Here is a 25,927-nt window from a genome sequence, read left to right on the forward strand (position 1 = left end):
ATTCGCGGCGCTAATCATGCCCGTAAAAAGTTTGAATGACAGGTTAATAAAATGAGTGAAGATACTAAGAGCGTCATCGATCAATTAGCGGCTGCCATAGGCACCACACACACCAAAGCGCCGGCGGCTTTTCTTGATGAAAGCGCCCCCTTTGAGGCAGAACAGCGCAACTGGCTAAATGGTTTATTGACCGGGCTAAACGCGATAGCCGCTGCATCGCAAGGTGATGCTGAAGAAGCCCCAGGCACGCCAATGAATATTTTGTATGGCTCGCAGTCGGGCAATGCTGAAGCCTTGAGTAAAGATTTACGAAAATTTGCTAAATCGCAGGGCTTTGAAGCTAATGTTAGTGAATTAGATGGTGTAGACCCTGCTGATTTGGCTGCTATGAGTCATGTACTTATTGTTTGCTCAACTTTTGGCGAGGGGGAGCCACCTGATAATGCGCGCTCTTTTTACGATGCTCTTATGACTGGCGCTATAGGCGAGTTGCCGTCATCACTTAATTTCAGTGTGTGTGGCTTAGGTGATTCAAGTTACGCTTACTTCAATAAGTGTGCACAAGATCTTGATGCCAAATTGGCAGAGCTGGGTGCAACGCGCGTTCATGATTTTGTTTCTTGCGATGTGGCCTTTGAAGATGACTATGCCGATTGGAAAAAAGCGGCCTTTGAAAGTGAAGCATTTGTAAGCGCTGCTGGCGCTGTTTCTGGTGCTGTAGAACCTGAAGAACCGGGCCCTAAATTCGATAAAAATAGTCCATTTCTGGCAACGCTAATGGTTGCTGAGAACTTGAGCGGTGATAAGTCGGCTAAGCGCGTTAACCACATAGAAATATCATTAGCCGGTGGTACGCAGGAGCTTGATTATGCCGTGGGTGACGCTTTGGGCGTGTGGCCCACCAACTGTGCAACCGAAGTGCAAGAGCTGTTAGCGGTAACTGGGCTGAATGGCCGTGAAAGCGTTCAGCTTAAAGCAGGGCCTGCTTCTTTACGGGCGGCGCTGTTAACTAAGTTGGATATTGCGACGGTTAACGCTAAAACTTTGGAAACCTGGGGGCTTGAAGCCGGTGCTGACGACCAACAAGTTATCGATTTACTCAAGTCTTCTGATAAAGCCATTGATGCGCAAACTTTGGTTGATGGCCTGCGGCCGTTGCAGCCTCGTTTATATTCTATTGCCTCAAGCCCTAAAGCGCACCCTGGTGAGGTTCACTTAACTGTTGGCGAAGTTCACTATGAATTGCACGGCAGCGCCCGTAAAGGTGTTGCGTCCACCTTTTTGGGTGGCCGTTTAAATGCCGGCGGTACGGTGGGTGTTTATTTGCAGCGTTCTGCGCATTTCCACATTCCGGCTAATGACGATGCCCCTTTGATTATGATTGGGCCAGGTACCGGTATTGCGCCATTTCGCGCGTTTTTAGAAGAGCGTGAAGCCCGTTCTGCTGCGGGTAAAAACTGGTTATTCTTTGGTGATCAACACGAAGCCGAAGACTTTTTATACCGCGATCAAATCAGCGCTTGGCAAGCGTCAGGGCTTTTAAATAACCTGAGTTTGGCATGGTCACGTGATACCGCTGAAAAAATTTATGTGCAAACCTTAATTAAAAAACAAGGCGCTGAATTTTTTGCTTGGTTGGAAGAGGGTGGTTACATCTATATTTGTGGTGATGCATCGCGTATGGCATCAGATGTTGATAAAGCGTTACGCGAAGTTATTGCTGAACACGGCGGCTTAGACGATGTGGGCACACAAGCCTACATGGATAAACTCGTTGCAGAGCACCGTTACCAGCGAGACGTGTACTAATTCCATTACAGGACATCTCTAAAAATGTACTTTTTCCGTGATAGCGGCTTACTGGATGGAGGAAATGCAGAAAGTTGTCAGGAGCAACTTCTGTCCTTGCTCTCACAAAAAAATTACTATTTTTAGAAGTGCCTTACAGTAAATAAAATAGTTTTAAATAAAAAAGCCCAAGTATAAAAACTTGGGCTTTTTTGTGTTTAAGCTGAAACCTATGGCTTAAGCCGCCGGATTTTGCAGGGCTTCTATGAGCAATTTAAGGGCTTTGCCGCGGTGACTGATTTTATTCTTTTCGTTTTTATCTAGTTGAGCCGCCGCCATATTGTGGCTTGGGACCCAAAATATTGGGTCGTATCCGAAACCGCCATTACCTTCTGGTTCCACCAATATTTCGCCTTCCCAGCTGCCTTGGCATATGAGTGGCGTGGGGTCTTGCGCGTGGCGCATAAACACTAATACACATTGGTAGCGTGCGCTGCGCTTGCCTTTTGGGGTGTTTTCAAGCGCTTTTAACAGTGCGGCGTTATTATTGCTGTCATTGGCATCGGGGCCGGCATAGCGTGCAGAGTAAATGCCTGGGGCGCCATTTAGCGCATCAACCTCAATGCCGGAATCATCGGCTAGCGCCGGCAGCCCGCTAACCTCACAGGCGTTGCGGGCTTTGATGATGGCGTTTTCGACAAAGCTCAAGCCATCTTCTATGGCTTCGGGGACGTTGTATGCACTTTGAGCTTTAACATCAAACCCTAAGGTACCTAGTAGATCGTTAAACTCACGCAATTTGCCCGCATTACCGCTGGCTAATACCAGTGTTTGCATTTCAGTTACTCCACATAAAGCTTGCGAGTGAATTTTAATGTAAAGGGGGTGGTATTTTCGGGAGTAATTGTAATAACAAAGTTAAATACTTCTTCGTTAGTAATACGCAATGCCCCAATACTGTACACCGCATGTGGCTCTTTAATGGTTTTAAAGGCGATTACTTTTTTTTGTTGCATTAGGTTTTGTGCGTAGCCATCGAGCTTGGCATCGATAGACTTTCCGTTTTTGTCTTGGACGGTAATATTTAACAGTGTTTGATCTTTTGCGCGCACTAGATCGTATGCTGCGGCAATATCAGGTAATAAAAATGTACTGTTAAATGCGCTGTAATGGACGGTGTAGTCGCCAAAAACAGCAGTGCTATCTTGGTTTAGCTCGCCAGCATAGGTTTTAAGCGATAGTGCGTTTAAAACTAAAATAAGGCTGAAAGTTACCCCTAAAGGAATGTGTCGCATGATGATTATTTCCGTTTGTTTAGGTTTCTGTCTAGGTGATTAAAGCTTTTCTAGTATTACGCCACATTCACGATGATGGGTGAATGGGAATTGATCAAATAAAGCAAAATCAGAAATAGTATGTGTTTTTGATAGCTCTTTTAAATTGTCGTAAAGGGTATCTGGGTTGCAAGAGATATACACGATGCGCTCAAAGCGTTTGATGAGTGCAAGTGTGCCGTCATCTAAGCCCGCACGAGGTGGGTCGACCAGTACCGTGGAGAAGTTATAACTGCCTAAATCTAGGTGTTCTAAGCGTCTAAATGCGCGAACGCCTTCAAGCGCTTGGGTAAACTCTTCGCTAGACAGGCGGGCAAACTCAATATTGTTAATGCCATTGTGTGCCATATTTCTTTTGGCTGAATCGACACTACTTTTGGCTATCTCGGTTGCTAATACCCGTTCGAAGTTTTGTGACAAAGGTAAGGTGAAGTTGCCATTGCCACAATAAAGCTCGAGTAAGTCGCCGCCATTGCTTTGGGTGTTTTTATATGCCCAGCTGAGCATATCTGCGCAAATGCTGGCATTGGGTTGGGTGAAGCTGGCTTCTATATGTTCATATGTAAAAGCACGGCCGTCCACATCTAGCGTTTCGGTTACCCAGTTTCTAGAAAGAATACGCTTTTGTTTGCGCGCACGCCCCATTAACTGGCAGCCTAATGTAGCCGCTAGCTGTTCAGCTTGCTGTTGCCAGTTGTCGCATAGGCTTTTGTGATAAATCAACGTGATCAAGCAGTCGCCAGTGGTGGTTGATAAAAATTCGCACTGGAATAATTTGCGACGAAGCAGCTCACTTTTATTGAGTGCATCCAATAATTTAGGCATCAGCTGATTAATGGTTTCACTGGCGGCGGGGAAATCATTAATGATGTAAGTTTGTTTTGGCGTGCCGGGCTTGAACATCGCATAGTCGCAACGCCCGTCAGAATGCCATATTTTAAATTCTGCGCGCATCCGATAATGCGTTGCCGGCGAAGGATATACGCTAAGGGTTGGTGGTGAAAACTCGGCAAACTGTGTTTGAGTTTGCTGTTGTTTTTCGGCTAATTGCTGGGCGTATGCGGTGGCAGAGTAGTCGGTAATTTCGGTCATTGGTAGGTCGCGATCAAAGGCTTCCCTTGGCAACTGAATTAACCGTTGCTGGGGAAGCGAGGTTGCCTAAAAAGGTGGCGCTGGGTTTAGATCATTCGAGCGTGAAGGGGTTAAAATCTTCGCGAATAATGGGCCAGCCACCAAGCTCCTGCCATTTATTAACAATCATGCAGAATAGCTCAGCTGTTTTTTGCGCATCGTAAGCGGCGCTGTGTGCTTCGCGGTTTGAAAAATCAATGCCGGCGATTTGGCAGGTTTTGGCCAAAACGGTATGGCCAAAGGCTAAGCCTGATAGGGTGGCAGTATCAAAGCACGAAAACGGATGGAATGGGTTGCGCTTTACAGCGCAGCGCTCGGCGGCAGCGTGTACGAAACCCAGGTCAAAGTGTGCGTTGTGGCCCACCATAATGGCGCGCTTGCAATCGTACTGTTTGATTTTTTTGCGAATCGCCGAAAAAACATCATTCATGGCTTGGTCTTCTGGTACGGCGCCACGCAGCTCGCAATCCACTTTAATGCCGGTAAAGTCCAAGGCGGATTGTTCAATGTTAGCGCCTTCGAAGGGCTCTACGTTGAACTCGATAGTTGCGCCTGGGGTAATAATGCCATCGTCGTCCATGTCTAGCATTACAGCCGCAATTTCCAGAAGCGCATCGGTTTTGGCGTTAAACCCGCCAGTTTCTACATCGATAATAACAGGTAGATATCCGCGAAAGCGGGAGGCAAATACCGTAGTTTCGTTTGCTTCAGTGTCGCTCACCGATAATCCTTAGCTTTAAATGAGTCAATAAATTTAGGCTTGCAGCGCCCAGTTTAGAGTTTGCCCTGCAAGCAAGGGGGTAAGTGTGCTATCGCCTAAGCTTAGCTGCTCCGGTTGCTGCCAGGGCTGTTTGATTAGCGTTACAGTATGGCTATTGCGCGGCAAACCGTAAAAGTCGGGCCCGTAGTAGCTAGCAAAGCCCTCTAGTTTATCTAGCGCGTTGGCGTCTTCGAAGGCTTGCGCATATAGCGATAGAGCGGCATTGGCGGTATAGGCGCCAGCGCAGCCGCAGGCGGCCTCTTTTTTGTGTGTTGCATGTGGCGCTGAATCGGTGCCGAGGAAGAACTTTGCATTGCCACTGGTTGCAGCCTGAATAAGCGCTTGTTGATGGTCGCCGCGCTTGAGTATGGGCAGGCAGTAATAATGCGGGCGAATGCCGCCGGCCAACATATGATTACGGTTAAATAAAAGGTGGTGCGCGGTAATCGTTGCTGCAATATTGCTATCTTGCGCCTTTACAAAGTCCACAGCATTTGCGGTAGTAATATGCTCTAGCACTACCTTCAAACCACTAACGCTTTTTAGAAGTGGCGCTAGGGTACGTTCTATAAAAACGGCTTCTCGATCAAAAATATCAATGTGGTTGTCGGTAACTTCACCGTGCACTAGCAGCTTAACGTCCTGCTCGGCCATGGCGGCTAATACAGGGTACAGCTTTTGAACATCGGTTACGCCGGAGTCTGAGTTAGTCGTTGCCCCGGCAGGGTATAGCTTACAGGCCACAACGCCGGCAGCCTTAGCGGCTTTAATATCGTCGGTTGTGGTGTTATCTGTTAGGTATAAAACCATTAAAGGCTCAAATGCTTTGCCTTCAGGCACGTGCGCCTGTATGCGTGCTTTGTAAGCCATTGCCTGTTGTGCATTCATAACAGGAGGCACTAAGTTGGGCATGATAATCGCGCGGGCGAACTGCTGAGCGGCGTCGCCGACGGTGCGCTCTAGCGCCTCGGCATCGCGCAAGTGAATGTGCCAGTCATCAGGTGCGGTAATGGTGATTGATTGCATAAAAAGGAGAAACTCGTTTTACTCAAATCGCCAATGCAAGTAAGGCGATGCGCCGGTTATAGAGGCTCTACACTAAAGTATCGCTCGATAAAGGGCTTAAATTAATGGAAAGAGGCGCATGCTACCGCAAATCTACTTTAAAGCACAGGCGATACTCGCCGATAACCTGACATGAAGATACTTGTAGGCGATTTTATGCAGTGGGTCAGTGAAAAGGTTCGATATCGGTGGGCCGTGGTGGTGTTAACGCTTTTGTCTGCGTGTACTTTGGCATCGCAAGGAGCTTATGCCTTCAGCTATACCAATGGCATAGAGGAAAGCAGCTGGCGTTTTGATGGTTCGGTCTTTGAGTGCAGCCTAACGCATAATGTGCCTTTTTATGGCGAAGCGGTGTTCAAAACCCGAGCGGGAGAAGCGGCCAAGTTTACGCTTGTCCCTCTTGCGGAGCGCCTGAAAACAGGCCAAGCATCGCTTATCCTTCAGCCCCCGGCATGGCGGCACAATTTACGCCCTATCGATTTAGGCTACGTACCCGTTAAGCGCGGGGAGGAGCCTGTCGTTCTTGGTGATGATCTAGCCGAGCGTTTGCTAGCAGAGCTGAATACTGGTTATGAAATGGAGTTAACGCGGATGCCGTGGTACGGCGCCGAGCAAAGCAGCCGTGTGCACGTTAGCCCAATTGGGTTTCGCGATGCCTATAGGCGCTATTTGGGGTGTTTAGGTGATTTGCTGCCGGCCAATTTTGATCAAATTCGACGTACCGCGATTTACTTTGGATCGGCGTTATTTGAGCCGTTGCCACCGGATCAGCGCCGTAAACTCGATAACATCGTGCGTTACTGTGAAGCAGACCCATCGGTGACGGAGTTTTACATTGATGGTCACACCGACAGTGTAGGTACGCGGGCTGATAACTATGCGCTATCAGAGAATCGCGCGAAAGAAGTTACCAAGTATCTAGTGAGTAAAGGTCTACCTGAAGAGCGCATTAAAGTGCGTTGGCATGGTGAACGTTATCCAACTGTTCACAATACAACTGTTGCAGGGCGGGCCAAAAACAGGCGCGTTACGATTCGCTTGGAGCGAGACCCTGCACTAATACCTAACGTAATGGAGATGTAACTGGAACCTTGGTGCCAGTTATGAAGATAAAATGGCATTAATTGTAAAGTAGGTTAAGCCATTGATTCCAACCAGTAGGCCTAACGCACAAAGGCGGTTGTAAACTAACTTTCTGGTAGGGATATTAGCGCGCGGCAGTGTGCGCTCCCATTGGCCGTCTAGGGCATCTACTTTTGCATGCAGTGAATTAGGGTTTGCTTCGAATTGTTGGTTGCCGTCGTAAACAAGCATAACTCTTCCTTTCGTAATGTCTCGTAGTGAACATAGTTATCATATTAGATAAGGGAGTACTTCTTTCCCAGCTGACATTCTAGCGAGCGTTTGTGAGAAATTGACTATCCTAAGCGCGCTCTAGTGATGGCATAAGAGGCTGTGTAATAAAAGTGGTCGAGTTAGGGCTATGTTTAACCTAAAAACCGCAGTTGAACCATCAAAGTCTACGCATCCCTTTGGTGCACCTGACGCGTGATAAAAATGATTCATCACCAATAAGGTGACAGATAACCGCTCCTGCGTGATCTGCATTTCCCCCATCCATGGGGGTTACTACATATTTTTACTACACGCCATGCACACCAACGGAATACGCATCTTTTTGACTCTCAACTGCGGTTTCTAGGTTTAACCCTTGAATAAACCGGGGAAGGGGAGTCGAGCCTAGACTGGAGCAGGGAGATGTATGGGCGTGGCGGCTTGCTGGGCTTTGCTATCGCAAGGTTAGCCTGTAAAAAATTTAAGCGCGCGGCTCATGATGGAGCTTTTTTCGGGGAAGACGGTTTTGTAGTGGCTGATAAGATGTTTTTGCGGGTTGATATAGCAATGAATGTTAGCTTCTTCGTAATTATCACGAGTACCTAAGTGAGCAACTAAAAATATTTTGTAAATTCCCATCTTTGGCTCGAACCGACTAGAGTGGGTATCGAGGTAGCTCATAAGCAGATATTTACCGTGTACTTCTTGGGTTTGAAATTGGCAAATTTGTTGCGCATCTAAGATATCGAAAGGGGTTTGTGAATAATCGCGCGAAGCGTTAAAGGCCAGTACTGCGGCGCCATTGACGGAAGACTTCATGTAGCTAAAAATAAAAGCCGCAATTGCCACTAAAGCAACGCTTAAAACAAGGATTAAGAGCGGTTTAATAACACTGTTTTTACGGACTACTTTATTGCTTTTTTCATCAAACTTAAAGCCACGAGGAATCTTTAGCGAAGGAATAATTTCGCTATCAGTGTCACTGTCAGGCTTGGGCTGATGAGCATCTGAATTCATAGGTAGAGTGTGCGTCGCCATTAAGGTCTCCAGTCACGCTTGGTACCGACTGAAGGCCCGTAAATATTGCCATGCCGCCACGCTTTGAGTGGCTATGCTAATGAATATAGACTAAGGATGCTACTGTTTGCCTAGACTGTTTTAAGCTGGATTTGGCCGCTTCTAGACGTTTTACTTAAGCGGTCTGATTGGCTGATTGATGGCGGCAAATTCCTGTTTACCGCAGCTTGAATGATGTAATAGCCATAGCGGCAAAGGCGGCGGCTAGTAAAAAGCACACAGCGGCGTTTAGCACAATAAAACCTACATTTAAGCTTAGGCCACTTAGTGCGTCGGTAATTAGCGCTTGGCTTCCAAGCAGTGGAATTGCTGCCACGCTCAAGGTTGTTGCCTTGCCAGACAACAAAACATAGAGCCCAGTGGCTGTCGGTAATAGTGTGACTAACTGAGTGTATGTTTGGGAGTCTTTCAAGGAACGCGCGCGCAGCGAAATAAATAATAGTAATGAATTAGCCAGTGCGACTAATGGCACCAGTAAAATAAAAACGCGAGCGTAGTCGGTAAACGAAAGGTCTACGCGTAAGCCCAGGTCCGCTGTAGGTGCGTAGCGGATTGCTAAAAATTGCCCCAGCAGCGCCATTGTCATTACGATAAGCGATAGGCTACAGGCCATTAGCCACTTACCTAAAAATAACCAGTGTTTAGCGACTGGAACCATCAACAAAGTTTCGAGTGTGCGTCCTTCGCGCTCGCCGGCGGTCATTTCTGTGGCGACACCTGCGCAAGCAATAAAAGCTACTAATACTAAAAATAACGGTACCGAACCCAAAATCCGCATAGCCATTTGTTGTTCGCGGGCTGTATTGACATCGAATATTTGGCCTACATGTGCCGCCTGCGGGCTAACACCACGTAAAATTAAGCGTTGTGCGCCTAAGGTTTGAAACCATTGGCTGGTGATGGACTTAACTCGGTTAGCTGTGGCGTGGTGTTCGTTGCGTGATAGATCCCAAATTAGCTCAATATTAGCCATGCGTTGGTCGCGAAAATTGTCAATGAAGGTATCGGGGATGCGCATCACCATCGCCACCGTTCCGTTGCGAACCTCGTCTTGTGCATTGTCAGTAAATGGCTTTGTGTTGATTCCTTCTGCTTGTAATTTGGCAATAAGTGGTGCGGCGTGTTCTGGGTTAATTACCGATAATACAAACTCGGGTTTATCTTTTTGCATGATAACGACAAAGCTCAGCACCCCGTAACTGGTTAGGGCAAATAGTAAAGGCATCACCAAAATAGGGAGCACACCTTTAATATCTCGGCGGGTGTCTAGCCATTCTTTTTTAAAAACAACCCATACTTTATTCATTGATTATGCTTCCATCGGCTGTTGCATGTGTTGCATTACTTAAACATAGCTGCGCAAAAGCCGATTCTAAATCGCTGCAGCCGGTTTGCTCAATAATGGCATCTGGGGTGCCGCTAGCTGAAACTTGGCCTTGTGTAATCACGCTGAGTTCGTCGCATAAATGTGTGACTTCATGCATTAAATGGCTGGAAAATATTAAGCAGGTGCCGTCGTTTTTGAGTTGTAATAATAGCGCTCGCACGGCGCGGGTGGTGAGCACATCTAAACCATTGGTGGGTTCGTCTAAAATCAGGTAGGGCGGCTCGTGCATAAGGGCTCGAGCTAAGGCCACTTTCATGCGCTCGCCTTGGGAAAAGCCCAATGTTTTGCGGTGTAAAATATTTTGCATGTCTAGTTGTTGTGCTAGTACCTGAATGCGGTATTGCGTGTGGGATTTGGATAAACCATACAGCTGTGCAAAGTAGCGTAAATTCTCTGCTGCGGTTAAACGAGTATATAAACCACAATTATCCGGTAAGACACCGAGTTTTTTTTGGGCTTCTACCGGGTGTTTGATAACGTCAATACCGTCGATATGTACCCGCCCGCTATCGGGGGTAAGCAAGCCACACAAAATGCGTAAGCTGCTGGTTTTGCCGGCGCCGTTTGGCCCGAGCAGACCAAGGGTTTGACCTGGCTGTACGCTAAAACTTACATCGCGAACGGCTAGGGTATTGCCAAAGCTTTTTTGAATGTGCTCGACGTTAATCACGGGGTAATTCCTTCGCGTTAGGGCTGCGTGCCGTATCTGTTTGTAACGGCAAATCTGTGCTTTTTAAAGCCGGCCCGGCATTATCAATAAAAAAATCAACAGGTTTAATATGTTTGACGCAAGAGGTGTCGAGTGCATCGAGTTGAGCTGATTCAATAAATTGCGCCATTAGCTTAGGTATGCAGCCAACACCAGTTACCCCGTGGTGCCCGCCAGGCACAACAATGTGTTTGGCGTTTGTCATATTCTGGCTGGCCCAATCGCCCCAAAAAGGAGGCGTAACCGGATCGAACTGGCCTGAAGTAATGAGCGTCGGGGTTGCGCTATTCATTGGGCTAAATAGCGATTCAATACTGGCGGCTTCGCCTTTTGGTAATGCTTGGCAAGCAGGGCTTAAATCGTTTAAAGCGCTAAAAGGCATGGCGGGCAGTGCTTGTTGGGCGCGTGGCAAATAGGGGGCTTGGCTATCTTCAGCACATAAAATGGCGGCGTGCATGCCGTAGCTCATACCCTCATGCACGCTATCACTGGCTATTTGTGCAAGGTTTGAAAGTGGCCTGTAATTACCTTCAAAGGCTGCGTTAATGGCCATTGGTAGCAGTGCTGATAATTCGCGGTTATACAGCGCAAAGCGCACCCAATTGGCTACCAGCGGCGCTGTTATTGTGGTGGATAAAGCCTCTTGGGTGCGCGGGTGAAACAGCTTTGCTTTGCTCGGCGCCTTGGTTAAATTAGCAATAATATGCTGCCACTTTTGATGTAAATCGCCAAAGCTTTTTAAGCATTCAGGCTGCATTTCGCAGGCGCTAAATAGCTGTTGCAACGCCAGTGCGGCATCGTATTCTGCATGGCGTGGCAGTGCAATGGCGCCGGGCGCAACGCCGTCAATAATGACTGTGCGGCTTGTTTGTGGAAAAAGATACTGGTACTCCATGGCCACGCGGGTGCCATAAGAGCTACCCCAAAGGTTAAGTTGCGCATAACCAAGCTGCTTTCTTAGCGCTTCAATATCGAGTGCCGCCTGCCGAGTGGTTATGGCGGTTAAACGTTGCTCTGGGGAATCATAATCGCTAGCGCATTGCACTAACGCAGCATTCATGGCGGCTACCAGTTGCTCGCTTGGCAGTGTTTGATCTATGTCGTTTACGCTCTCGCAACTGAAGGGGGCGCTTTTTCCTGTACCGCGTTGATCAATAAATAAGATGTCTCGGTTTTTTTGTACCGCGTAAAAAAAGCGCAAATATTGCCAAGCTAAAGATACGGCCGAAGTCCCTGGGCCGCCGGTAATAACAATCAGAGGGTCTTGTGTTGGGGTGCTGCGGGCGCGGGCTTTGAGTAAATTTAATGTCGCTTTCGGCGAGCCGGCGTTTGCAGGCAAGGTCACTTTTGCGCATTGGGCCCCGTAAAAAGTGGTGCCGTGCTGGGCCTGCTCACAAGCGCCAAAAGTAACAGCCGTTTTGCTGGCAGGGCCTTCTTGCGCCCAGGCCGCGTTTAGCGTTGCGGCACATAAAAAGCTAGCGAGCGCACCATGCGCTATTTTTTTGAGCCATTGTTTTTTGTAATTCATTGTATAGAGCCTAGCTTGATAGTTATTAGGGCTTTATTTTTTGTGGCGCAGCTTGCAGCCTTTTTTGGGCCCAAGCGGCGAATTCGTAACGACGACAACTACCCGAGCGCCGCTTGATACCATTGCCTTCTAGCACGGTATAAATGACGATGTGCTTTTCGGGGTCGGGGTGCGGGGATTCATCGACGATTTTACGTACGGCCCAATCTGCGCCAGGCTTATCATTGGAATAAACGCCGCCAAGCTCAATATGTAAATGCCCAGCTTGCTGTTTGGCTTTTTGGAGCGCGGCATTAATTGCAGGTAATAACTGCTGACTAGGAATGTGAATATTGTATTCGCGCAGCGTATCTTCCAATATTTGGCTGTCCAGTTGTGGCGAGAGGGCGGGAGCGGCAGGGTGGTACTTGATGCGCGATACTGGGTAGCGCCGCCAAGGAAATAAATTATTAAAGACCATCGCAAAAGCAAAAATAATAACGCAGTTAATTAGCGTTGGCATGACGACATACCAATAACCTAGCTCGTGAATAGTGGAGCCCCCAATTACAGCGGCAAGAGCTGTGGCGCCGCCGGGTGGGTGAATAGAGCGGGTAACATGCATGGCGCCAATAGCCAGCCCAACGGCAAGAGAAGCTGCGAGAAGCATGTGCGGAACAAGCAGTGCGCAGGTCACCCCGACAACGGCTGATACGGCATGACCGATAAACAAAGCCCACGGCTGTGATAGCGGCCCATGGGGCACGGCAAAGAGTAAAACGGCTGAGGCGCCCATAGAGGGTACTACCGCAGCGGCGCCTAGCGTACCGGTAATGCGGATGCTAAAAGCCGCGATACACAAAATAGCTAAACAGCCTCCAATAGTTGCCAGCCAGCGTTCGGCCAATGCGGCACCGCTTTGAATACCGCTTGAGTGTAAGTGAGATAAACCGCTGCGCAAGTACCTAGCATATCGGCGTGAAATGCTGCTTGAGAGCGAAGCGGTACATTGTTGAGTGTTTTTTTTATTCGTTTCAGTCATACGGTTTCTGCATTAACACGTAAAAGCTAAAAATACATGCGAGGTGATTATGTTTTCACGCAGTTTTATCAAACGTTGCTGGGTATTATGTTTGTTGCTGATGTTAACAGCTTGTTCCCAAGTAAAGGTAACAGACTATCAGCAATATACACCGGTTCTTAAGCTAGAAAGCTTCTTTGATGGGCATTTAAAAGCACATGGGGTGGTTAAAAATCGTTCCGGTAAAGTGATTCGAATGTTCAATGCAGACATAGAAGCAAGCTGGAAAGACGGAGTGGGCACCTTAGACGAGGCGTTTATCTTTGACGACGGCGAAAAGCAGCGCCGCGTATGGACCCTTACCCCGCAAGCTGATGGTAAATACACGGCTACAGCTGGCGATGTAACAGGCGTAGGCGAGCTACAAGTCGCCGGTAATAGCGTATTTTTAAATTACGTGTTGCAGGTGCCTTATAACGCTAAAGTGATAGATGTAACCGTAGAAGATCGTATGTATTTAGTGAACGAACATACGCTAATTAATGAATCAACAATGATTAAGTTCGGCTTTCGCGTCGGCGAGGTTCTGTTAGTAATTACTAAGCACTAAATATTTTTTGCGAATAACCCTAAAAACTGCAGCAAAGAGTTAAAGGGATACGTACCCCCTTGATGTGTATCGCGTGTAGTAAAAATGTGTAGCCACGTTATTGCTGTTAAATCATTTTCATCGCGCGTCAAATGCGTGCAACGCGGGGGCGTAGACTTTGATGGTTCACTGCGGTTTATTTTCGTAGACAAAAGCGCTTGCCCAAAATACGCCATTTAAATGTTTATGATCAGTGCGTAAATAAAGAAGTACCGTATATAAAAAAGGCTTGGTGTTAAACCAAGCCTTTCGGTATACGTGTTTTTATTATTTCAAGGTAGCTAACCCGCAACCAGTTAGTGGAACCGGTTTATCGATCGCGTTAGCCCATCATCTTTTCGGCAATGCCGTTTAATTCGGAGCTGGCTTCCAACACGTTATCGATGGTAGTTTCGGCTGTTTCTGGATCTAGGTGCAGGCTTTCGTACAGCTTCTTAGGAATAGGTGCTGGCAAGCGGTTGGTCACGCCTTTGCGCGCTAGCAATTGCTCGGCAATGTAAATTAAATGCGCGTACTCAGCATGTTCCCCTTGAAAGTTGGGATTGTGCTGCTGTCGCAGTGCGGTAACGACCTCGTTGGGCATGCTCCATGTTTCTAGCAGCCAACTGGCTATTTGGCAGCTGCTAACACCAACAATGTTTTGTTCTACCGCACTGCTTTGGATGTGCGGGTTAGCATCTAAGTGCCGGCTAATGTTGGCGTAATAGGGCGGGAATACATCCGCTAATACCAAGTGGCCAAAATTACACAATAAGCCGGACAAATAAGACATGCCAAAGGCAGGGCGGTGTTCTCTTGGAATACTGGTAACTAAACCTTCTACAGCTGCTGCAATACATACGGCGTGACGCCAATAGGCGGCGACTTGTTTTTCGTTCATTACGCTGCCGGTCATGGTTTTGCCTAGCGCTAAGCCCAGCGCAAGGTTTAGCACCATATCAAAACCCAATACGCGGACGATGGCATCGTGTACCGATTTAATTTTGCCGGGCGCAGAATAATAAGGTGATGCTGCCCAGCTAACGACTTGGGCCGCTAGTGATGGGTCTAATTCAACAATATCGGTTAAATCACTAATATCGGCATCGGGGTTGGCGCGCAATTGAATAATTTTGCGGGCAGTGGCCGGCAGTGGTGGTAGCTCCAGGGTATCTTCAAGGCGCTGTTTAATGCGCAATTGGGTAAAGCGTTGCACTGAAGCAGAAATTTGTGCGCTATCGCGCTCGCTAGATTGCGGTAGCTCGGGCGCTTGGTTGCCAATGCGGGCAATATTGGCGGCTTTTATCATCGCGCAAAAGTCGTCGTGGGTGACTTCTAGCATTTGTTCATGGTCACCGGTCTCTAGCCATAGTGTGCTGTATTCCAGCAGCGCACTATCGACAAGGGTCGTACAGTCTTGCCACTGAGGAATCGCCGGCACGGCGCTTAAGCCTGCGTGATTGAGCGCTGCGCGCAAGTCTTCAGTGGCAACTGCTTTTAGGTTACGGCTGAACTCGGTCGTAACGGCATCCAGATCTAGGATGAAATTCCACGGCAACAGTACCTGCACACTGCCTTGGCTGTCTTTTAGTAAAATAGACTTCACTAAGCAGCCCGCTGTGCTAGCGGAACTGGCAGGTTGTTTGGGTAAGTGATCTCGCAATTGATAGTGAATATTGTTGGTTTCTAACATTTGCAAAATACTGGCGTTTAATGTCACAACGGACTCCTCGCTTAACGACTTTCAAACTGTACCTAAAATATAGTTGTTTAAAGCGCAGGTGGCGGGCCATTGGTCGGGAAACGCTATAGATAAATGGTCGTCTTATAACAATTTAAGCAGTATTGGCGGGTACTAGAGGTTTTAAGCCTTAACGTATTCCTGTTGATTATTGAACCAGCGGCTAACAAGCGCTTTCACAATATCGGGGTGATGCTGCAGTAGCGTTTTGGCAACACCGTGAATGCGTTCGATCATAGCGGCATCGCGCTGCAGGTTGGCTAGCCTAAAGTGCATATCGCCGGTTTGTTGCGTGCCGAGTAGCTCGCCTGGGCCGCGTAGTTCCAAGTCTTTTTCGGCAATCACAAAGCCATCATTCGATTGGCGCAGCACTTCTAGACGCGAGCGGCCTTGCTTTGATAGCGGATGGCCGTAAAGCAGCACACAGTGGCTGGCGCGCTGGCCTCGGCCGACCCGGCCACGAATTTGATGCAGTTGCGCTAAGCCAAGGCGTTCGGGGTTTTCGATAATCATTAAGCTGGCATTGGGTACATCTACGCCAACTTCAATTACCGTTGTGGCCACCAGTAAGTGTAGGTCGGCTGCTTTAAACGCCGCCATAACTTCGTCTTTTTCTTTGCTTTTAAGGCGCCCGTGAACCAGCCCAATGGCAAGCTCTGGCGCAGCTTCGCGCAATAGCTCGCAGGTTTTTTCCGCAGCGGCTGCGGCGAGGGTTTCGGAGTCTTCAACCAGGGTACAAACCCAGTAAGCTTGCTGGCCTTCGGCGCAGGCGGCACGAACGCGAGCGATAACATCAGGGCGTTTGTTTTGGTTGATCATGACGGTATTTACCGGTGTGCGCCCTGGCGGTAGCTCGTCGATAATCGAAAGTTCTAGGTCGGCATAGGCCGTCATGGCCAGTGTGCGCGGAATGGGGGTGGCTGTCATCACCAGCTGGTGAGGGCAATGTTCGCCGCCTTTTTTGCGTAGCGACAAACGCTGCTGAACACCAAAGCGATGTTGTTCATCAATAATGACTAGGCCCAACTTTTTAAACAGCACATTATCTTCAAACAAAGCGTGCGTGCCTACCGCCATGTGCGCTTCGCCGCTGGCTAGCTTTTCGAGTGCTTTACGCTTTTGGCTGGCGGTGACTTTGCCGGCTAGCCACACCACTTCAAAGCCTAAAGCGCTTAGCCATTGTTGAAAATTATTACGGTGTTGCTCGGCTAATATTTCGGTAGGGGCCACCAATGCTGCTTGATAACCATTAGCCAGTGCACTTAAAGCACTAAGCGCAGCAACCAAGGTTTTACCAGAGCCTACGTCGCCTTGCACCAGCCTGTGCATGGGCAGGTTTAGGCTAAGGTCCGCTTCGATTTCTTTGAGTACCCGCTGCTGCGCGCCTGTGGGCTTGAAAGGCAGTTGATCTAATAGCTTTTGTTTAAGTGCATCATCGGAAGGTAGCGAAGGCGCTGGGTCTTGTTGGTGCAGTAAACGCGTTTGTTGCACAGTAAGGTTGTGTGCCAAAAGTTCTTCAAAGGCAAGACGCTGTAGGCAGTTGTGGGTGCCAGACATCAAGCTGTTGATATCGGCATCGGCCGGTGGGTTATGCGCCAAGTGAAGGGCTTCACTTAACGTGCAGTGGTCAAAATAGCCGCTAACTTCCACTGGAAGCAGCTCGTTAGGCGGGCTTTGGTCGAGCATATCCAGTGCTTGCAGCATCAGTGTGCGCAGACGCTTTTGGCTTAAGCCATCGGTTAGCGGGTAGACCGGTGTGAGGGTATCCTCTAAGCCTTCAATATCATCGAGCGATTGCACCGCTTGGTATTCAGGGTGGTACATTTCCAGCCCCAGTGCGCCTGGCCGTGGCTCGCCATAGCAACGTAAACAGTTACCCTCGCTCAGTAATTTTTGTTGTGCGGCGGTAAAAAAATAAAAGCGCAAAACCACTTGGCCGGTATCGTCGGCGAGGTTAACCACTAAGCTGCGTTTTTTACCAAAGACAACCCGGCTGCTGGTAATGGCGCCTTGTATTACTGCTGGTTGTAGAGCTTGTAATTCGGCAATATCGGCGATGCGGGTGCGGTCGGCATAGCGTGCGGGTAGGTGAAAGAGTAAGTCTTGCACACTATTGAGGCCAAGTTTTGCTAGCGTAGCGGCTAGCTTATCGCCAACGCCCTTTAACCCCGAAACGGGAATATTATGGAGCGGCACAGGGCCGTGAGTATTAGGCATTGCTGTTTTTGGCATAGCTTTGCAAGATGGCCTCGCGCACTACATCAATGGCTTTATGGCGAGGAAAGCTGGCGCGCCAAGCCAATGCTACACAGCGTTTGGGGGGCGTGCCGGTAAAGGGGCGGGTTGTGAGCAAAGGGTTGCTATCACCGGTGGCCGATTGCGGCAAAATAGTCACACCAAAGCCCGAGGCCACCATGTGTTTCAGGGTTTCTAGTGAGCTTCCCTCGGCGGCGGTGCGAATTAAACCACTGGGGTCGCTGGCTTGTTGGCGCAGGTTGGGCAGAGCCTCTAAAACCTGATCGCGAAAGCAGTGACCTTCGCCTAACAGCAAAACGTTTTGGTCGGTTAAATGGTTGGGTTCGATGCTCGATTGCTGTGCTAATGGGTGATCACTGGCCATTTGAACGACAAAAGGCTCTTCGTAGAGCTTTTGCGTAACAACATCGGGTTCGTTAAAGGGAAGGGCAACAATAATGGCATCGAGCTCGCCTTGGCGAATGCGCTTGCGCAGTGTTGCGGTGTAGGTCTCGTCAACGTATAGCGGCATTTTGGGGGCCATTTTTCGAATGGCTGGAATAATGCGCGGAATAAGGTAGGGCCCAATGGTGAATATGGCCCCTATGCGCAATGGTTCGCTCAGTTGATCTTGGCTGTTGCTGGCAATATCTTTTATGGCGTTAGCTTGCTCTAATACGCGCTGCGCCTGTTGCACAATTTTTTCGCCAACCGGGGTTGGGTAAACTCGGGATTTGGAGCGTTCAAAAATGGCTGTGTTTAGCTCTTCTTCCAAGCGTTTAACGGCCACGCTTAATGTCGGTTGGGCAACATGGCAGCGGTCGGCCGCGCGGCCAAAATGTTGTTCTTGGGCCAAGGTCACAATGTAGCGTAGCTCGGTTAAAGTCATAAGTTAACTCGGTAGTGGTCATTATCGTTGTTAGCCGTTGGCGCGAACAATACACGCCCATACGAAAGCTATTACGCACATCATCTTAATAGATATTAGTAAGGTAATAAAATGACAAAATCAAAGATTGTATTCGCCGGCGCTGGCGATTTAGCCTCGCGAGCCATTGCTTGCCTTACTCAGCACAAAAGCCATGTGCCGTGCGTGGCCTTATCGCGGCGTGAAAAAAGCATCACTAATGCGCAGTCGTTGCTAGGTGATTTAACCGATGATGCCATTTGGGCGCAAGTTAAAGATATACAGCCTCAAGCGATTGTTGTGACTTTAGTCCCGAATGGTGAAGGCGCCCAAGGGTATCAACACGGTTATATCGAGCCGCTCGAAATGTTAATTGAACAGGTAAAACAATGGGCGATTGCGCCGGTGATTATTTTTGCCTCTAGCACGGGGGTGTATCATCAAACGGCAGGCGAGCAAGTTGACGAAACCAGCCCAACCGAACCTACTGGTTATAGCGGCTTGTGCATGCTACAAGCCGAGCAATTATTAGCCAGCAGCGGTTTGCCATATTGCAGTGTACGTTTTGGTGGCATTTACGGCCCAGGGCGCGATTTTTTAATACGCCAGGTTCAGGCCGGTAAAGGCGGCGGTCCGGATTTTACGAATCGTATTCATCAAGATGACGCCGGCCGTTGTTTGGCGTTTTTAGTAAACCAATATTTAACCTACAAAAACTTGCCCAACTGTTTATTAGCCTGCGATAACGAACCCGCATCTTCACACCAAGTACGTACTTTTATTGCAAAAAAATTAGGACTAAGCGCGGAGTATTTGCAACCGTCACCGTCCGGTCGCGGCGGGAATAAACGCTGTTTAAATGCGCGTTTAATAAATTTAGGCTTTACGTTTAATTACCCAACTTACCGTGAAGGTTATGATTATGTGGCAGGTAATACGTGAGCAGCAAAAAACTTAAAGCGTTGGAGCAACAAGGTTTTGCAATGTTGCGCTCTGCAGTTGCGCCGGCCATGATTCAAGCTTTAAAAAATGATTGCGAAAGCCTTGATGCGCCGATAACCGGTGGCGGCCTAAGGCGCGCAGAAATGGCTTTGGCATCAGTGAAAGTTGTTTTAAACAGTATGAGCGTAAGGCGCTTACTTAAGTTGTATATGGGGGCGACGGATAATCAATGGTATAAAACTGAACCGGCGCTAGTGCGAGCAATTTTATTCGATAAAACGCCAAAGCAAAATTGGTTAGTCGCTTGGCACCAAGATAAAACAGTTTGCGTTACCCAGCGGTTCGAGCATCCAGGTTGGGGGCCTTGGAGCGTAAAAAACAGTGTTATTCATGTGCAGCCACCTTTGGCTGTATTGCAACATCAATTAGCACTGCGCATTCATATAGACGATGCCAACGCAAATAATGGCTGCTTAAAAATATTACCTAGTAGCCATATAGCGGGGGTAATGAAAGAGGCGGACATTCAAACAATTGATAAAAGCAGCGCAGTTATTTGCGAGGCCAAAGCAGGCGATGTTCTACTGATGAAACCACATGTGTTGCATGCCTCGAGTAAAGCGAAAACGCCTAGCGCCAGAAGGGTGCTGCATTTAGAGTTTTCGACTTATCGTTTACCTGAAGGTATTGCTTGGGCGGCCTCTTATTAGCGTTAATTTTTTTACCTTGAAAAATGACAAAGTGCAAAATATTAAGAGCTTGTCTCAACCACATTCACGTGCACAGTCAATGTTTTACCTGGGCGTAAAATGTCTTTGCGGTTAATGCCGTTCCAGTGTTCTAGCTTGCGAATGGTGACGCCAAATTTATCGGCTATACGGGCCAGTGAATCACCTGATCTCACTTTGTAGCGAATTTTTCGTGTTTCGTTACTGCTTTTACCGGTTTTATCCCAAATAACAATTTTTTGGCCCACGCGTAACGTGTCGCGTGGTGCCATATTGTTCCATGTGGCTAGCTGCCCAGTTGAAGTTTTGTATTGCCGCGCAATGGTCCACAGTGAATCGCCGCTGCGCACAATATATTCCATGCGCGTGCCTTTGCCGAGTGCTTGCCGAGTTTTTAAACGCTCGGCACTGCTGAGTACGTAAAACTGGTTGTCTTCGCTGGCGCGCGGTACTAGCAAGGTTTTACCCGCACGAATGGTATTGCTTTTAAGTTGATTAATGTCTTGCAGTAATGCCGTGGTGGTATTGTATTTTTTGGCGATGGTACTTAAAGCATCGCCATTTTTAATGGTGTAGCGCTCCCAGGTGACTCGCTCGCTGGCGGGTAGTTCTTGCAGTGCTTGTAGAAAGCCATCGTACTTAGTCGCCGGTACAACTAAATAATGCGGTCCGTCAGGTGATGTGGCCCAGCGGTTAAAGCCTGGGTTGAGCTGATAAATTTCGTCTATTTCCACATCGGCTAATTTGGCCGCTTGGGCTAAATCTAGCTGACCACCGACATTGGCTAAAGCAAAATAGGGGGCATTGGCAATGGCCGGCAAACTAATGTTGTACATGTCTGGGCGCAATATAATTTCTTTAAGGGCCAGTATTTTAGGAATGTATTGCTCTGTTTGCGATGGTAGGTCTAGTGCCCAAAAATCGGTCGGTTTGCCTTTCTTTTTGTTGCGCCGTATCGCTTTGCGCACATTGCCTTGGCCGCCGTTATAGGCGGCTAAAGTTAATAACCAATCGCCATCGAATTGTTTATTTAATTTGGTGAGGTAAGTCAAAGCAGCTTCTGTAGAGGCCGTCACATCACGGCGGCCGTCGTACCACCAATTTTGCTCTAAACCTAAGTGTTTACCTGTGTACGGCATAAATTGCCATAAGCCTGATGCAGTAGCGTAAGAATATGCAAACGGGTCGAAGCCGCTTTCAATCATCGGGATTAAGGCCAGCTCGTAAGGCAGGCCGCGCTCGTCCAGTTTTTCTAAAATATAGTGTAGGTAGAGCTCGCCGCGCTGGGTAACAGCGCCAATGTGCCTTGGGCGTTTGTTATACCAAGCTAGGCGTTTTGCAATGCGGGCATCGGCGTAATCGGGGAAGGTAAAACCCTCGCGAATGCGAGGCCAAATTTCTACAGGCTCTGGGACTTCAAAAGTTTGTAATTCGTCGTCGTATATTAAGCATGGGTCTAGATCGGCAAAATCACTTTTTGTGGCGGGTATTTCGGCAGAATCGGGTGTGCTACCTCCGCCGGTTAGCGACTGCAAGTTGGGAACGTTACAGCCAGTAATAAACAAAGCGGTGATAAGGCACAAGGTATAAGGCGCGCGGTTAAAAAGCATGTAAAACCGTATCTAAACAAAAGGGCGAGCTATTCTATAGCAAAGCGCTTTGATGTGCTTCCAGATGCCATTTTTTGCGCGCTTCTTCACGCCTCGGGCGGTTACTATTTAGGCGGCTTGCAACGGCGGAACGGTTTGTGCGGCTTTAATGGGCGAGCGCGTACCGGTCTTTACGGCTTGGTAATGCAGGCGTTGGCGGCGGTTCCAGTAATACAAAGCGACCGTGCCGCGGAAGACTTCATCAATACCCATGGCGATCCATATGCCCACCAAGCCGTAGCCTAGGTGAATACCCAGTAGCCAAGTTAGCGGCACAGACATTAACCACATTGTGCTAATGCCAAACACAGCAATAAATTGTGGGTTGCCGGTGGTTTTGATGGAAAAACCTACCAGGAAGTTAAGCAAACGCCCCGTTTCACAAATAAGAGCAAGGCCAATAACTGTTGTGCCTAGCGCAATGATTTCGGGGTTGGTGGTAAATAACCCGAGCAGTGCACTGGCCAGTAAATACAGTATGCCAACGAGTACGGTAACCAGAATAAGGCCGATGTAAATGCCGCGGTGCAGCTCGCGGTGCATAGCGGAAAAATCTTTGGCACCGTATAAATGCGTCACTTTAAGTTGCACGCCTGCGGTAAGTGCAGAGCTGAACAATAAAACCAAAAACACGATATTAAAGGCGTATACCCGCGCCGCTAAGGCGATATCCCCCAAGCTGACGACCATGGCGATAATAATCAGTTGGCTAACATGCCAAGCCAGTGGCTCTAGTGCCGAGGGGATAGCAATTTTTAATATCGGGCGCAGCCACTGTTTAAGCTCGGATAGCGAAATAACGTAGCTAACGGCAATATGGGCGCGCCAGCGAATAGCCCAAATAGAGACCGCCAAATTGGTGGCCCATGCTAGGCAGGTTGCAATGGCAACACCTTGGACTCCCAGTGCCGGAAACCCCATTTTACCTTCCGCTAATAGGGTATTAAAAATCACGTTAACAATGGTCATTGCGCCGGTGGCGATCATATTCCACTGTGTTTTACCTTGTGATTGTAAAACCGCGCTAGCGGCAAAGCGCAGTGCTAATAACAGGACGCCAAAGCCCAGTGTGTGCAGGTAAGTGGTGCCATAATTGGCGGCTTGGCCTTCTAGCCCCATCGCCGAAGCAAAAGTGGCCGAAAAGCCCAAAAGCGCAATAGCCACAAGGCTGCCGGCGATTGCACACAGCCACATTAAAGCACCGTAGGTTTTATCCAAACCAGCAACATCTTTGGCGCCTAAGCGGTGCGATGCTACCGCGCAGCCTGCCGTATTTAATGCAATAAAAAAGGTAAAGCACATTGCGGCTATTGGCAAAACTGCACCAACAGCGGCGGCAGCTTCATCGGAAATGCGGCTTAAAAACCAAGCATCGACAACATTAATCAAAAACACAAAAAGTGTATCGATAAAAATAGGCCAAGTTAGGCTAAACAGGCTGCGTTCAATAACAGTTTTGGGGTGGCTCATTGAGGGTATCGCTAAACTTATTCAAAGAAATTTACGGCAAGGCTTACAGCAGTGTAGGGGGCGAGCGGCGTACTAAAATCTGTTGTGTATTTTAACGGCTTAGCGGTGTATGCACTATGGTGTAGTTTGTCTATGCTATGTCCAAAGCTATCATTTCTTTAAATTAAATAGGGGCAATATGCGTGCAGGATGATTTTTTATTAGGCGAGGCCTCTAAAGAGCACATTATTACCAAGCGCGATGCGCCGGCTTTTTCTGACTATGCAATTCGCGTTGCTGGCGTAACGGATATTACCGATGCTTACCGCTGTGCCCGCAAGCATCAGTGCTATCACATCTTGGTTATGACCACTGCGGGTGAAGGCAACTTAGCCACTACCGAAGGTGAGTACAGATTGTCCTCAGGGAGTTTGGCGGTGGTACATAGCTTGCGGCCATTTTGTTACCAATTGGCGGCTGAGAGCTGGCATTTTTTGTGGTTTATTTTAGAGGACGACCCAACGTGGGCATTCTTGCACGATTTGCCGTGTTTACCAGCCAACCCAATGGTGGCCGAGGCTATTAAGCCGTTGTTGTTGCTATTAGCTGAACCCATTTCGCGGGTCACTAAAAGCGCTATCACGCGGGAAATTTACCACCTAATACTGGCGGCATTGCGCTCGCCAGTACCGGTGAATACTTTAAAAGAGCGGCTAGCTCGGTTATTTATTGCTGTAGACCAACAATTACATTCCCCTTGGACTGCAGCCGAGCTTGCGCGGCATTTGCATTGCTCGCAGCCTACATTGCACCGTTACTGCCAGCAGGTATACCAGCAAACGCCGCTGCAAATTATTATTGGTTTGCGCATGCAGCGCGCTAAGTTACTGCTGCGCGAAACCGACTGGAGCCTAGATAGCATTGCTGCGCAGCTGGGTTATAGCAGTGGTTTAAGTCTATCGAAGGTGTTCAAGCAGAAAACGGGCTTAAGTCCAATGGCTTATCGCGGATAGAGGCCTATTACAGCAGCAGACACACAGTCTCAAAATGGCGCTTAATGTAATGGCTATTTAGCGAGTCAAACCAGCGTGTAAGGGCCATTTTAGCGGTTAACACGATGCGTGCGAGCTGCAAAACTGTATCAACTACTGCCAATAGGCGTGGTGTAATCAGGGCTTGTTATGGCTTTTTAGTGGTTAGATCCCTAAAATGTGCGCCTCGAATTTAGCTATGGCCTATCAATTATGGAATCGTTAACTCTTAAGCCCTTAAAAACCGTACGTGGCGAAGTGACCCTGCCGGGCTCTAAAAGCTTATCTAACCGCATACTCTTATTGGCGGCTTTAGCGAAAGGGCAAACGCGCATCACCAACCTACTTAACAGCGATGATGTTAGCCATATGCTCAATGCGTTAACGTTACTGGGGGTAAGTTACGAGCTGAGTGAAGATCGCACGGCTTGTACGGTCAATGGTTTGGCTGGTGTATTTAATGTCGATGCCGCAACCACCTTATTTTTAGGTAATGCCGGCACAGCCGTTAGGCCACTGACCGCTGCGTTATGTTTAAGTGGCGGCAGCTTTGAAATTACCGGCGAGCCCCGCATGTACGAGCGCCCAATAGGCGACTTAATTGATGCAATGGCGCAGCTTGGCGCCGATGTGACTTATTTAAAAGACGAAGGTTTTCCGCCGTTAAGCATACAAGGCAAGGCTCTAGCGGGTGGTAAAGTGACTATTCGCGGTAATATTTCGAGCCAGTACTTAACGGCATTGCTGATGATAGCGCCGTTACTTACCAGCGATTTAGAAATCCAAGTAGACGGCGAATTGGTTTCTAAGCCTTACATTGATATTACCTTGGACACCATGGCCAAGTTTGGCATTCAAGTGGCTAACAATAATTATCAAAGCTTTACCGTTAAGGGTAACCAAACCTACACCGCGCCGGGTGAAATCATGGTTGAAGGTGATGCCTCTTCAGCGTCTTACTTTTTAGCTGCCGCCGCCATTGGCGCAGGCCCCGTTAAAGTTCACGGTACCGGTAATGCCAGCGTGCAAGGCGATGCCGCATTCGCTCGTGTGCTAGAGCAAATGGGCGCGAAAGTTGAATATAGCGATTACTGGATAGAGGTCACAGGTACTGGCGAATTAAATGGTGTAGATGTCGATTTAAACCATATTCCAGATGCGGCCATGACAATAGCCACCACTGCGCTATTTGCTAAAGGCCCTACCTGTATTCGCAATATTTATAATTGGCGTGTAAAAGAAACGGACCGCTTAAGTGCGATGGCAACAGAGTTGCGCAAAGTGGGGGCAACCGTCGAAGAGGGTGAGGATTACATTCACATTACACCGCCTGCCAGCTTAACTTCTGCCGCCATCGATACTTACGATGACCATCGCATGGCGATGTGTTTTTCATTGGCTAGTTTTGGCGATGCCGACATTACTATTAACGACCCGAAATGCACGTCTAAAACATTCCCTACCTACTTCGATGAATTTTCAACATTGCGTGTAGAGTAGTTA

General features: G+C 48.3%; 23 protein-coding genes. 7 read left to right on the forward strand and 16 right to left on the reverse strand.

The window, feature by feature from the left end; all coding sequences use genetic code 11:
- The first annotated feature begins 51 nt into the window (after positions 1-51).
- Positions 52-1,809, forward strand: a complete 1,758-nt coding sequence (locus tag MARGE09_RS11230; RefSeq protein ID WP_236981967.1) for a diflavin oxidoreductase — start codon at positions 52-54, stop codon at positions 1,807-1,809.
- A 216-nt stretch (positions 1,810-2,025) separates the two neighbouring features.
- Here MARGE09_RS11230 and rdgB read toward each other — a convergent pair whose 3' ends face one another.
- The 5 genes from rdgB to pyrC form a co-directional block, all read right to left on the reverse strand.
- On the reverse strand, positions 2,026-2,625 hold the full coding sequence (gene rdgB / locus MARGE09_RS11235; protein WP_236981969.1) for an RdgB/HAM1 family non-canonical purine NTP pyrophosphatase: 600 nt from the start codon (positions 2,623-2,625) through the stop codon (positions 2,026-2,028).
- A 5-nt stretch (positions 2,626-2,630) separates the two neighbouring features.
- On the reverse strand, positions 2,631-3,083 hold the full coding sequence (locus MARGE09_RS11240; protein ID WP_236981971.1) for a DUF4426 domain-containing protein: 453 nt from the start codon (positions 3,081-3,083) through the stop codon (positions 2,631-2,633).
- 39 nt (positions 3,084-3,122) lie between these two features.
- Positions 3,123-4,214 (reverse strand): tRNA (uridine(54)-C5)-methyltransferase TrmA, encoded by a 1,092-nt coding sequence (gene trmA / locus MARGE09_RS11245; RefSeq protein WP_236981973.1) that lies wholly within the window; start codon positions 4,212-4,214, stop codon positions 3,123-3,125.
- Between the two features lie 91 nt (positions 4,215-4,305).
- Positions 4,306-4,974, reverse strand: coding sequence for a ribonuclease T (gene rnt / locus MARGE09_RS11250; RefSeq protein WP_236981975.1), 669 nt, complete (start codon positions 4,972-4,974; stop codon positions 4,306-4,308).
- A 33-nt stretch (positions 4,975-5,007) separates the two neighbouring features.
- The gene (gene pyrC / locus MARGE09_RS11255) at positions 5,008-6,039 is read right to left on the reverse strand and encodes a dihydroorotase (protein WP_236981977.1); all 1,032 of its coding nucleotides are present in this window, start codon (positions 6,037-6,039) and stop codon (positions 5,008-5,010) included.
- Positions 6,040-6,210: 171 nt separating this feature from the next.
- Between pyrC and MARGE09_RS11260 the strand changes: the two genes are divergently transcribed.
- A complete protein-coding gene (locus tag MARGE09_RS11260) occupies positions 6,211-7,161 on the forward strand; it encodes a flagellar protein MotY (RefSeq protein WP_236981979.1) in 951 nt (316 codons plus the stop codon).
- 18 nt (positions 7,162-7,179) lie between these two features.
- Here MARGE09_RS11260 and MARGE09_RS11265 read toward each other — a convergent pair whose 3' ends face one another.
- From MARGE09_RS11265 to MARGE09_RS11290, 6 genes are all read right to left on the reverse strand, one after another.
- Entirely contained in the window at positions 7,180-7,392 is a 213-nt protein-coding gene (locus MARGE09_RS11265) for a hypothetical protein (RefSeq protein ID WP_236981981.1), read from the reverse strand.
- Between the two features lie 486 nt (positions 7,393-7,878).
- Positions 7,879-8,451 (reverse strand): hypothetical protein, encoded by a 573-nt coding sequence (locus MARGE09_RS11270; protein WP_236981983.1) that lies wholly within the window; start codon positions 8,449-8,451, stop codon positions 7,879-7,881.
- Positions 8,452-8,647: 196 nt separating this feature from the next.
- Positions 8,648-9,796: an ABC transporter permease gene (locus MARGE09_RS11275; RefSeq protein ID WP_236981985.1), complete on the reverse strand. Its 1,149-nt coding sequence runs from the start codon at positions 9,794-9,796 to the stop codon at positions 8,648-8,650.
- Positions 9,789-10,547, reverse strand: coding sequence for an ABC transporter ATP-binding protein (locus tag MARGE09_RS11280; RefSeq protein WP_236981987.1), 759 nt, complete (start codon positions 10,545-10,547; stop codon positions 9,789-9,791). The genes MARGE09_RS11275 and MARGE09_RS11280 overlap by 8 nt, the downstream gene beginning before the upstream one ends.
- Positions 10,540-12,114 carry an alpha/beta hydrolase gene (locus MARGE09_RS11285; RefSeq protein WP_236981989.1) on the reverse strand — a complete coding sequence of 525 codons (1,575 nt, stop codon included), beginning with the start codon at positions 12,112-12,114 and terminating at the stop codon, positions 10,540-10,542. Before MARGE09_RS11285 ends, MARGE09_RS11280 begins: the two co-directional genes overlap by 8 nt.
- Before the next feature lie 25 nt (positions 12,115-12,139).
- Positions 12,140-13,135 (reverse strand): HPP family protein, encoded by a 996-nt coding sequence (locus MARGE09_RS11290; protein ID WP_236981990.1) that lies wholly within the window; start codon positions 13,133-13,135, stop codon positions 12,140-12,142.
- 49 nt (positions 13,136-13,184) lie between these two features.
- Here MARGE09_RS11290 and MARGE09_RS11295 point away from each other — a divergent pair, with 49 nt between their 5' ends.
- Positions 13,185-13,724 carry a DUF3833 domain-containing protein gene (locus MARGE09_RS11295; RefSeq protein WP_236981991.1) on the forward strand — a complete coding sequence of 180 codons (540 nt, stop codon included), beginning with the start codon at positions 13,185-13,187 and terminating at the stop codon, positions 13,722-13,724.
- A gap of 361 nt (positions 13,725-14,085) precedes the next feature.
- Here the strand turns inward: MARGE09_RS11295 and MARGE09_RS11300 are convergent, their stop codons facing one another.
- The 3 genes from MARGE09_RS11300 to MARGE09_RS11310 form a co-directional block, all read right to left on the reverse strand.
- Entirely contained in the window at positions 14,086-15,462 is a 1,377-nt protein-coding gene (locus tag MARGE09_RS11300) for an aminoacyl-tRNA deacylase and HDOD domain-containing protein (RefSeq protein WP_236981992.1), read from the reverse strand.
- 144 nt (positions 15,463-15,606) lie between these two features.
- Entirely contained in the window at positions 15,607-17,700 is a 2,094-nt protein-coding gene (gene recG, locus MARGE09_RS11305; protein ID WP_236987359.1) for an ATP-dependent DNA helicase RecG, read from the reverse strand.
- Positions 17,693-18,607, reverse strand: coding sequence for a hydrogen peroxide-inducible genes activator (locus MARGE09_RS11310; protein ID WP_236981993.1), 915 nt, complete (start codon positions 18,605-18,607; stop codon positions 17,693-17,695). The genes recG and MARGE09_RS11310 overlap by 8 nt, the downstream gene beginning before the upstream one ends.
- 111 nt (positions 18,608-18,718) lie before the next feature.
- Between MARGE09_RS11310 and MARGE09_RS11315 the strand changes: the two genes are divergently transcribed.
- Both MARGE09_RS11315 and MARGE09_RS11320 read left to right on the forward strand, forming a co-directional pair.
- The gene (locus MARGE09_RS11315) at positions 18,719-19,567 is read left to right on the forward strand and encodes an NAD(P)H-binding protein (RefSeq protein WP_236981994.1); all 849 of its coding nucleotides are present in this window, start codon (positions 18,719-18,721) and stop codon (positions 19,565-19,567) included.
- Positions 19,564-20,277 (forward strand): phytanoyl-CoA dioxygenase family protein, encoded by a 714-nt coding sequence (locus tag MARGE09_RS11320; protein WP_236981995.1) that lies wholly within the window; start codon positions 19,564-19,566, stop codon positions 20,275-20,277. Before MARGE09_RS11315 ends, MARGE09_RS11320 begins: the two co-directional genes overlap by 4 nt.
- 41 nt (positions 20,278-20,318) lie before the next feature.
- Here MARGE09_RS11320 and MARGE09_RS11325 read toward each other — a convergent pair whose 3' ends face one another.
- Both MARGE09_RS11325 and MARGE09_RS11330 read right to left on the reverse strand, forming a co-directional pair.
- Positions 20,319-21,905 (reverse strand): LysM peptidoglycan-binding domain-containing protein, encoded by a 1,587-nt coding sequence (locus tag MARGE09_RS11325; protein WP_236981996.1) that lies wholly within the window; start codon positions 21,903-21,905, stop codon positions 20,319-20,321.
- A 108-nt stretch (positions 21,906-22,013) separates the two neighbouring features.
- A complete protein-coding gene (locus MARGE09_RS11330) occupies positions 22,014-23,414 on the reverse strand; it encodes an MATE family efflux transporter (protein WP_236981997.1) in 1,401 nt (466 codons plus the stop codon).
- 182 nt (positions 23,415-23,596) lie between these two features.
- Between MARGE09_RS11330 and MARGE09_RS11335 the strand changes: the two genes are divergently transcribed.
- The gene (locus MARGE09_RS11335; RefSeq protein WP_236981998.1) at positions 23,597-24,406 is read left to right on the forward strand and encodes a helix-turn-helix transcriptional regulator; all 810 of its coding nucleotides are present in this window, start codon (positions 23,597-23,599) and stop codon (positions 24,404-24,406) included.
- A 231-nt stretch (positions 24,407-24,637) separates the two neighbouring features.
- Positions 24,638-25,924, forward strand: a complete 1,287-nt coding sequence (gene aroA, locus MARGE09_RS11340; protein ID WP_236981999.1) for a 3-phosphoshikimate 1-carboxyvinyltransferase — start codon at positions 24,638-24,640, stop codon at positions 25,922-25,924.
- Positions 25,925-25,927: the final 3 nt, after the last annotated feature.

This window comes from Marinagarivorans cellulosilyticus (assembly GCF_021655555.1).
GTDB classification, from domain to species: Bacteria; Pseudomonadota; Gammaproteobacteria; order Pseudomonadales; family Cellvibrionaceae; genus Marinagarivorans; species Marinagarivorans cellulosilyticus.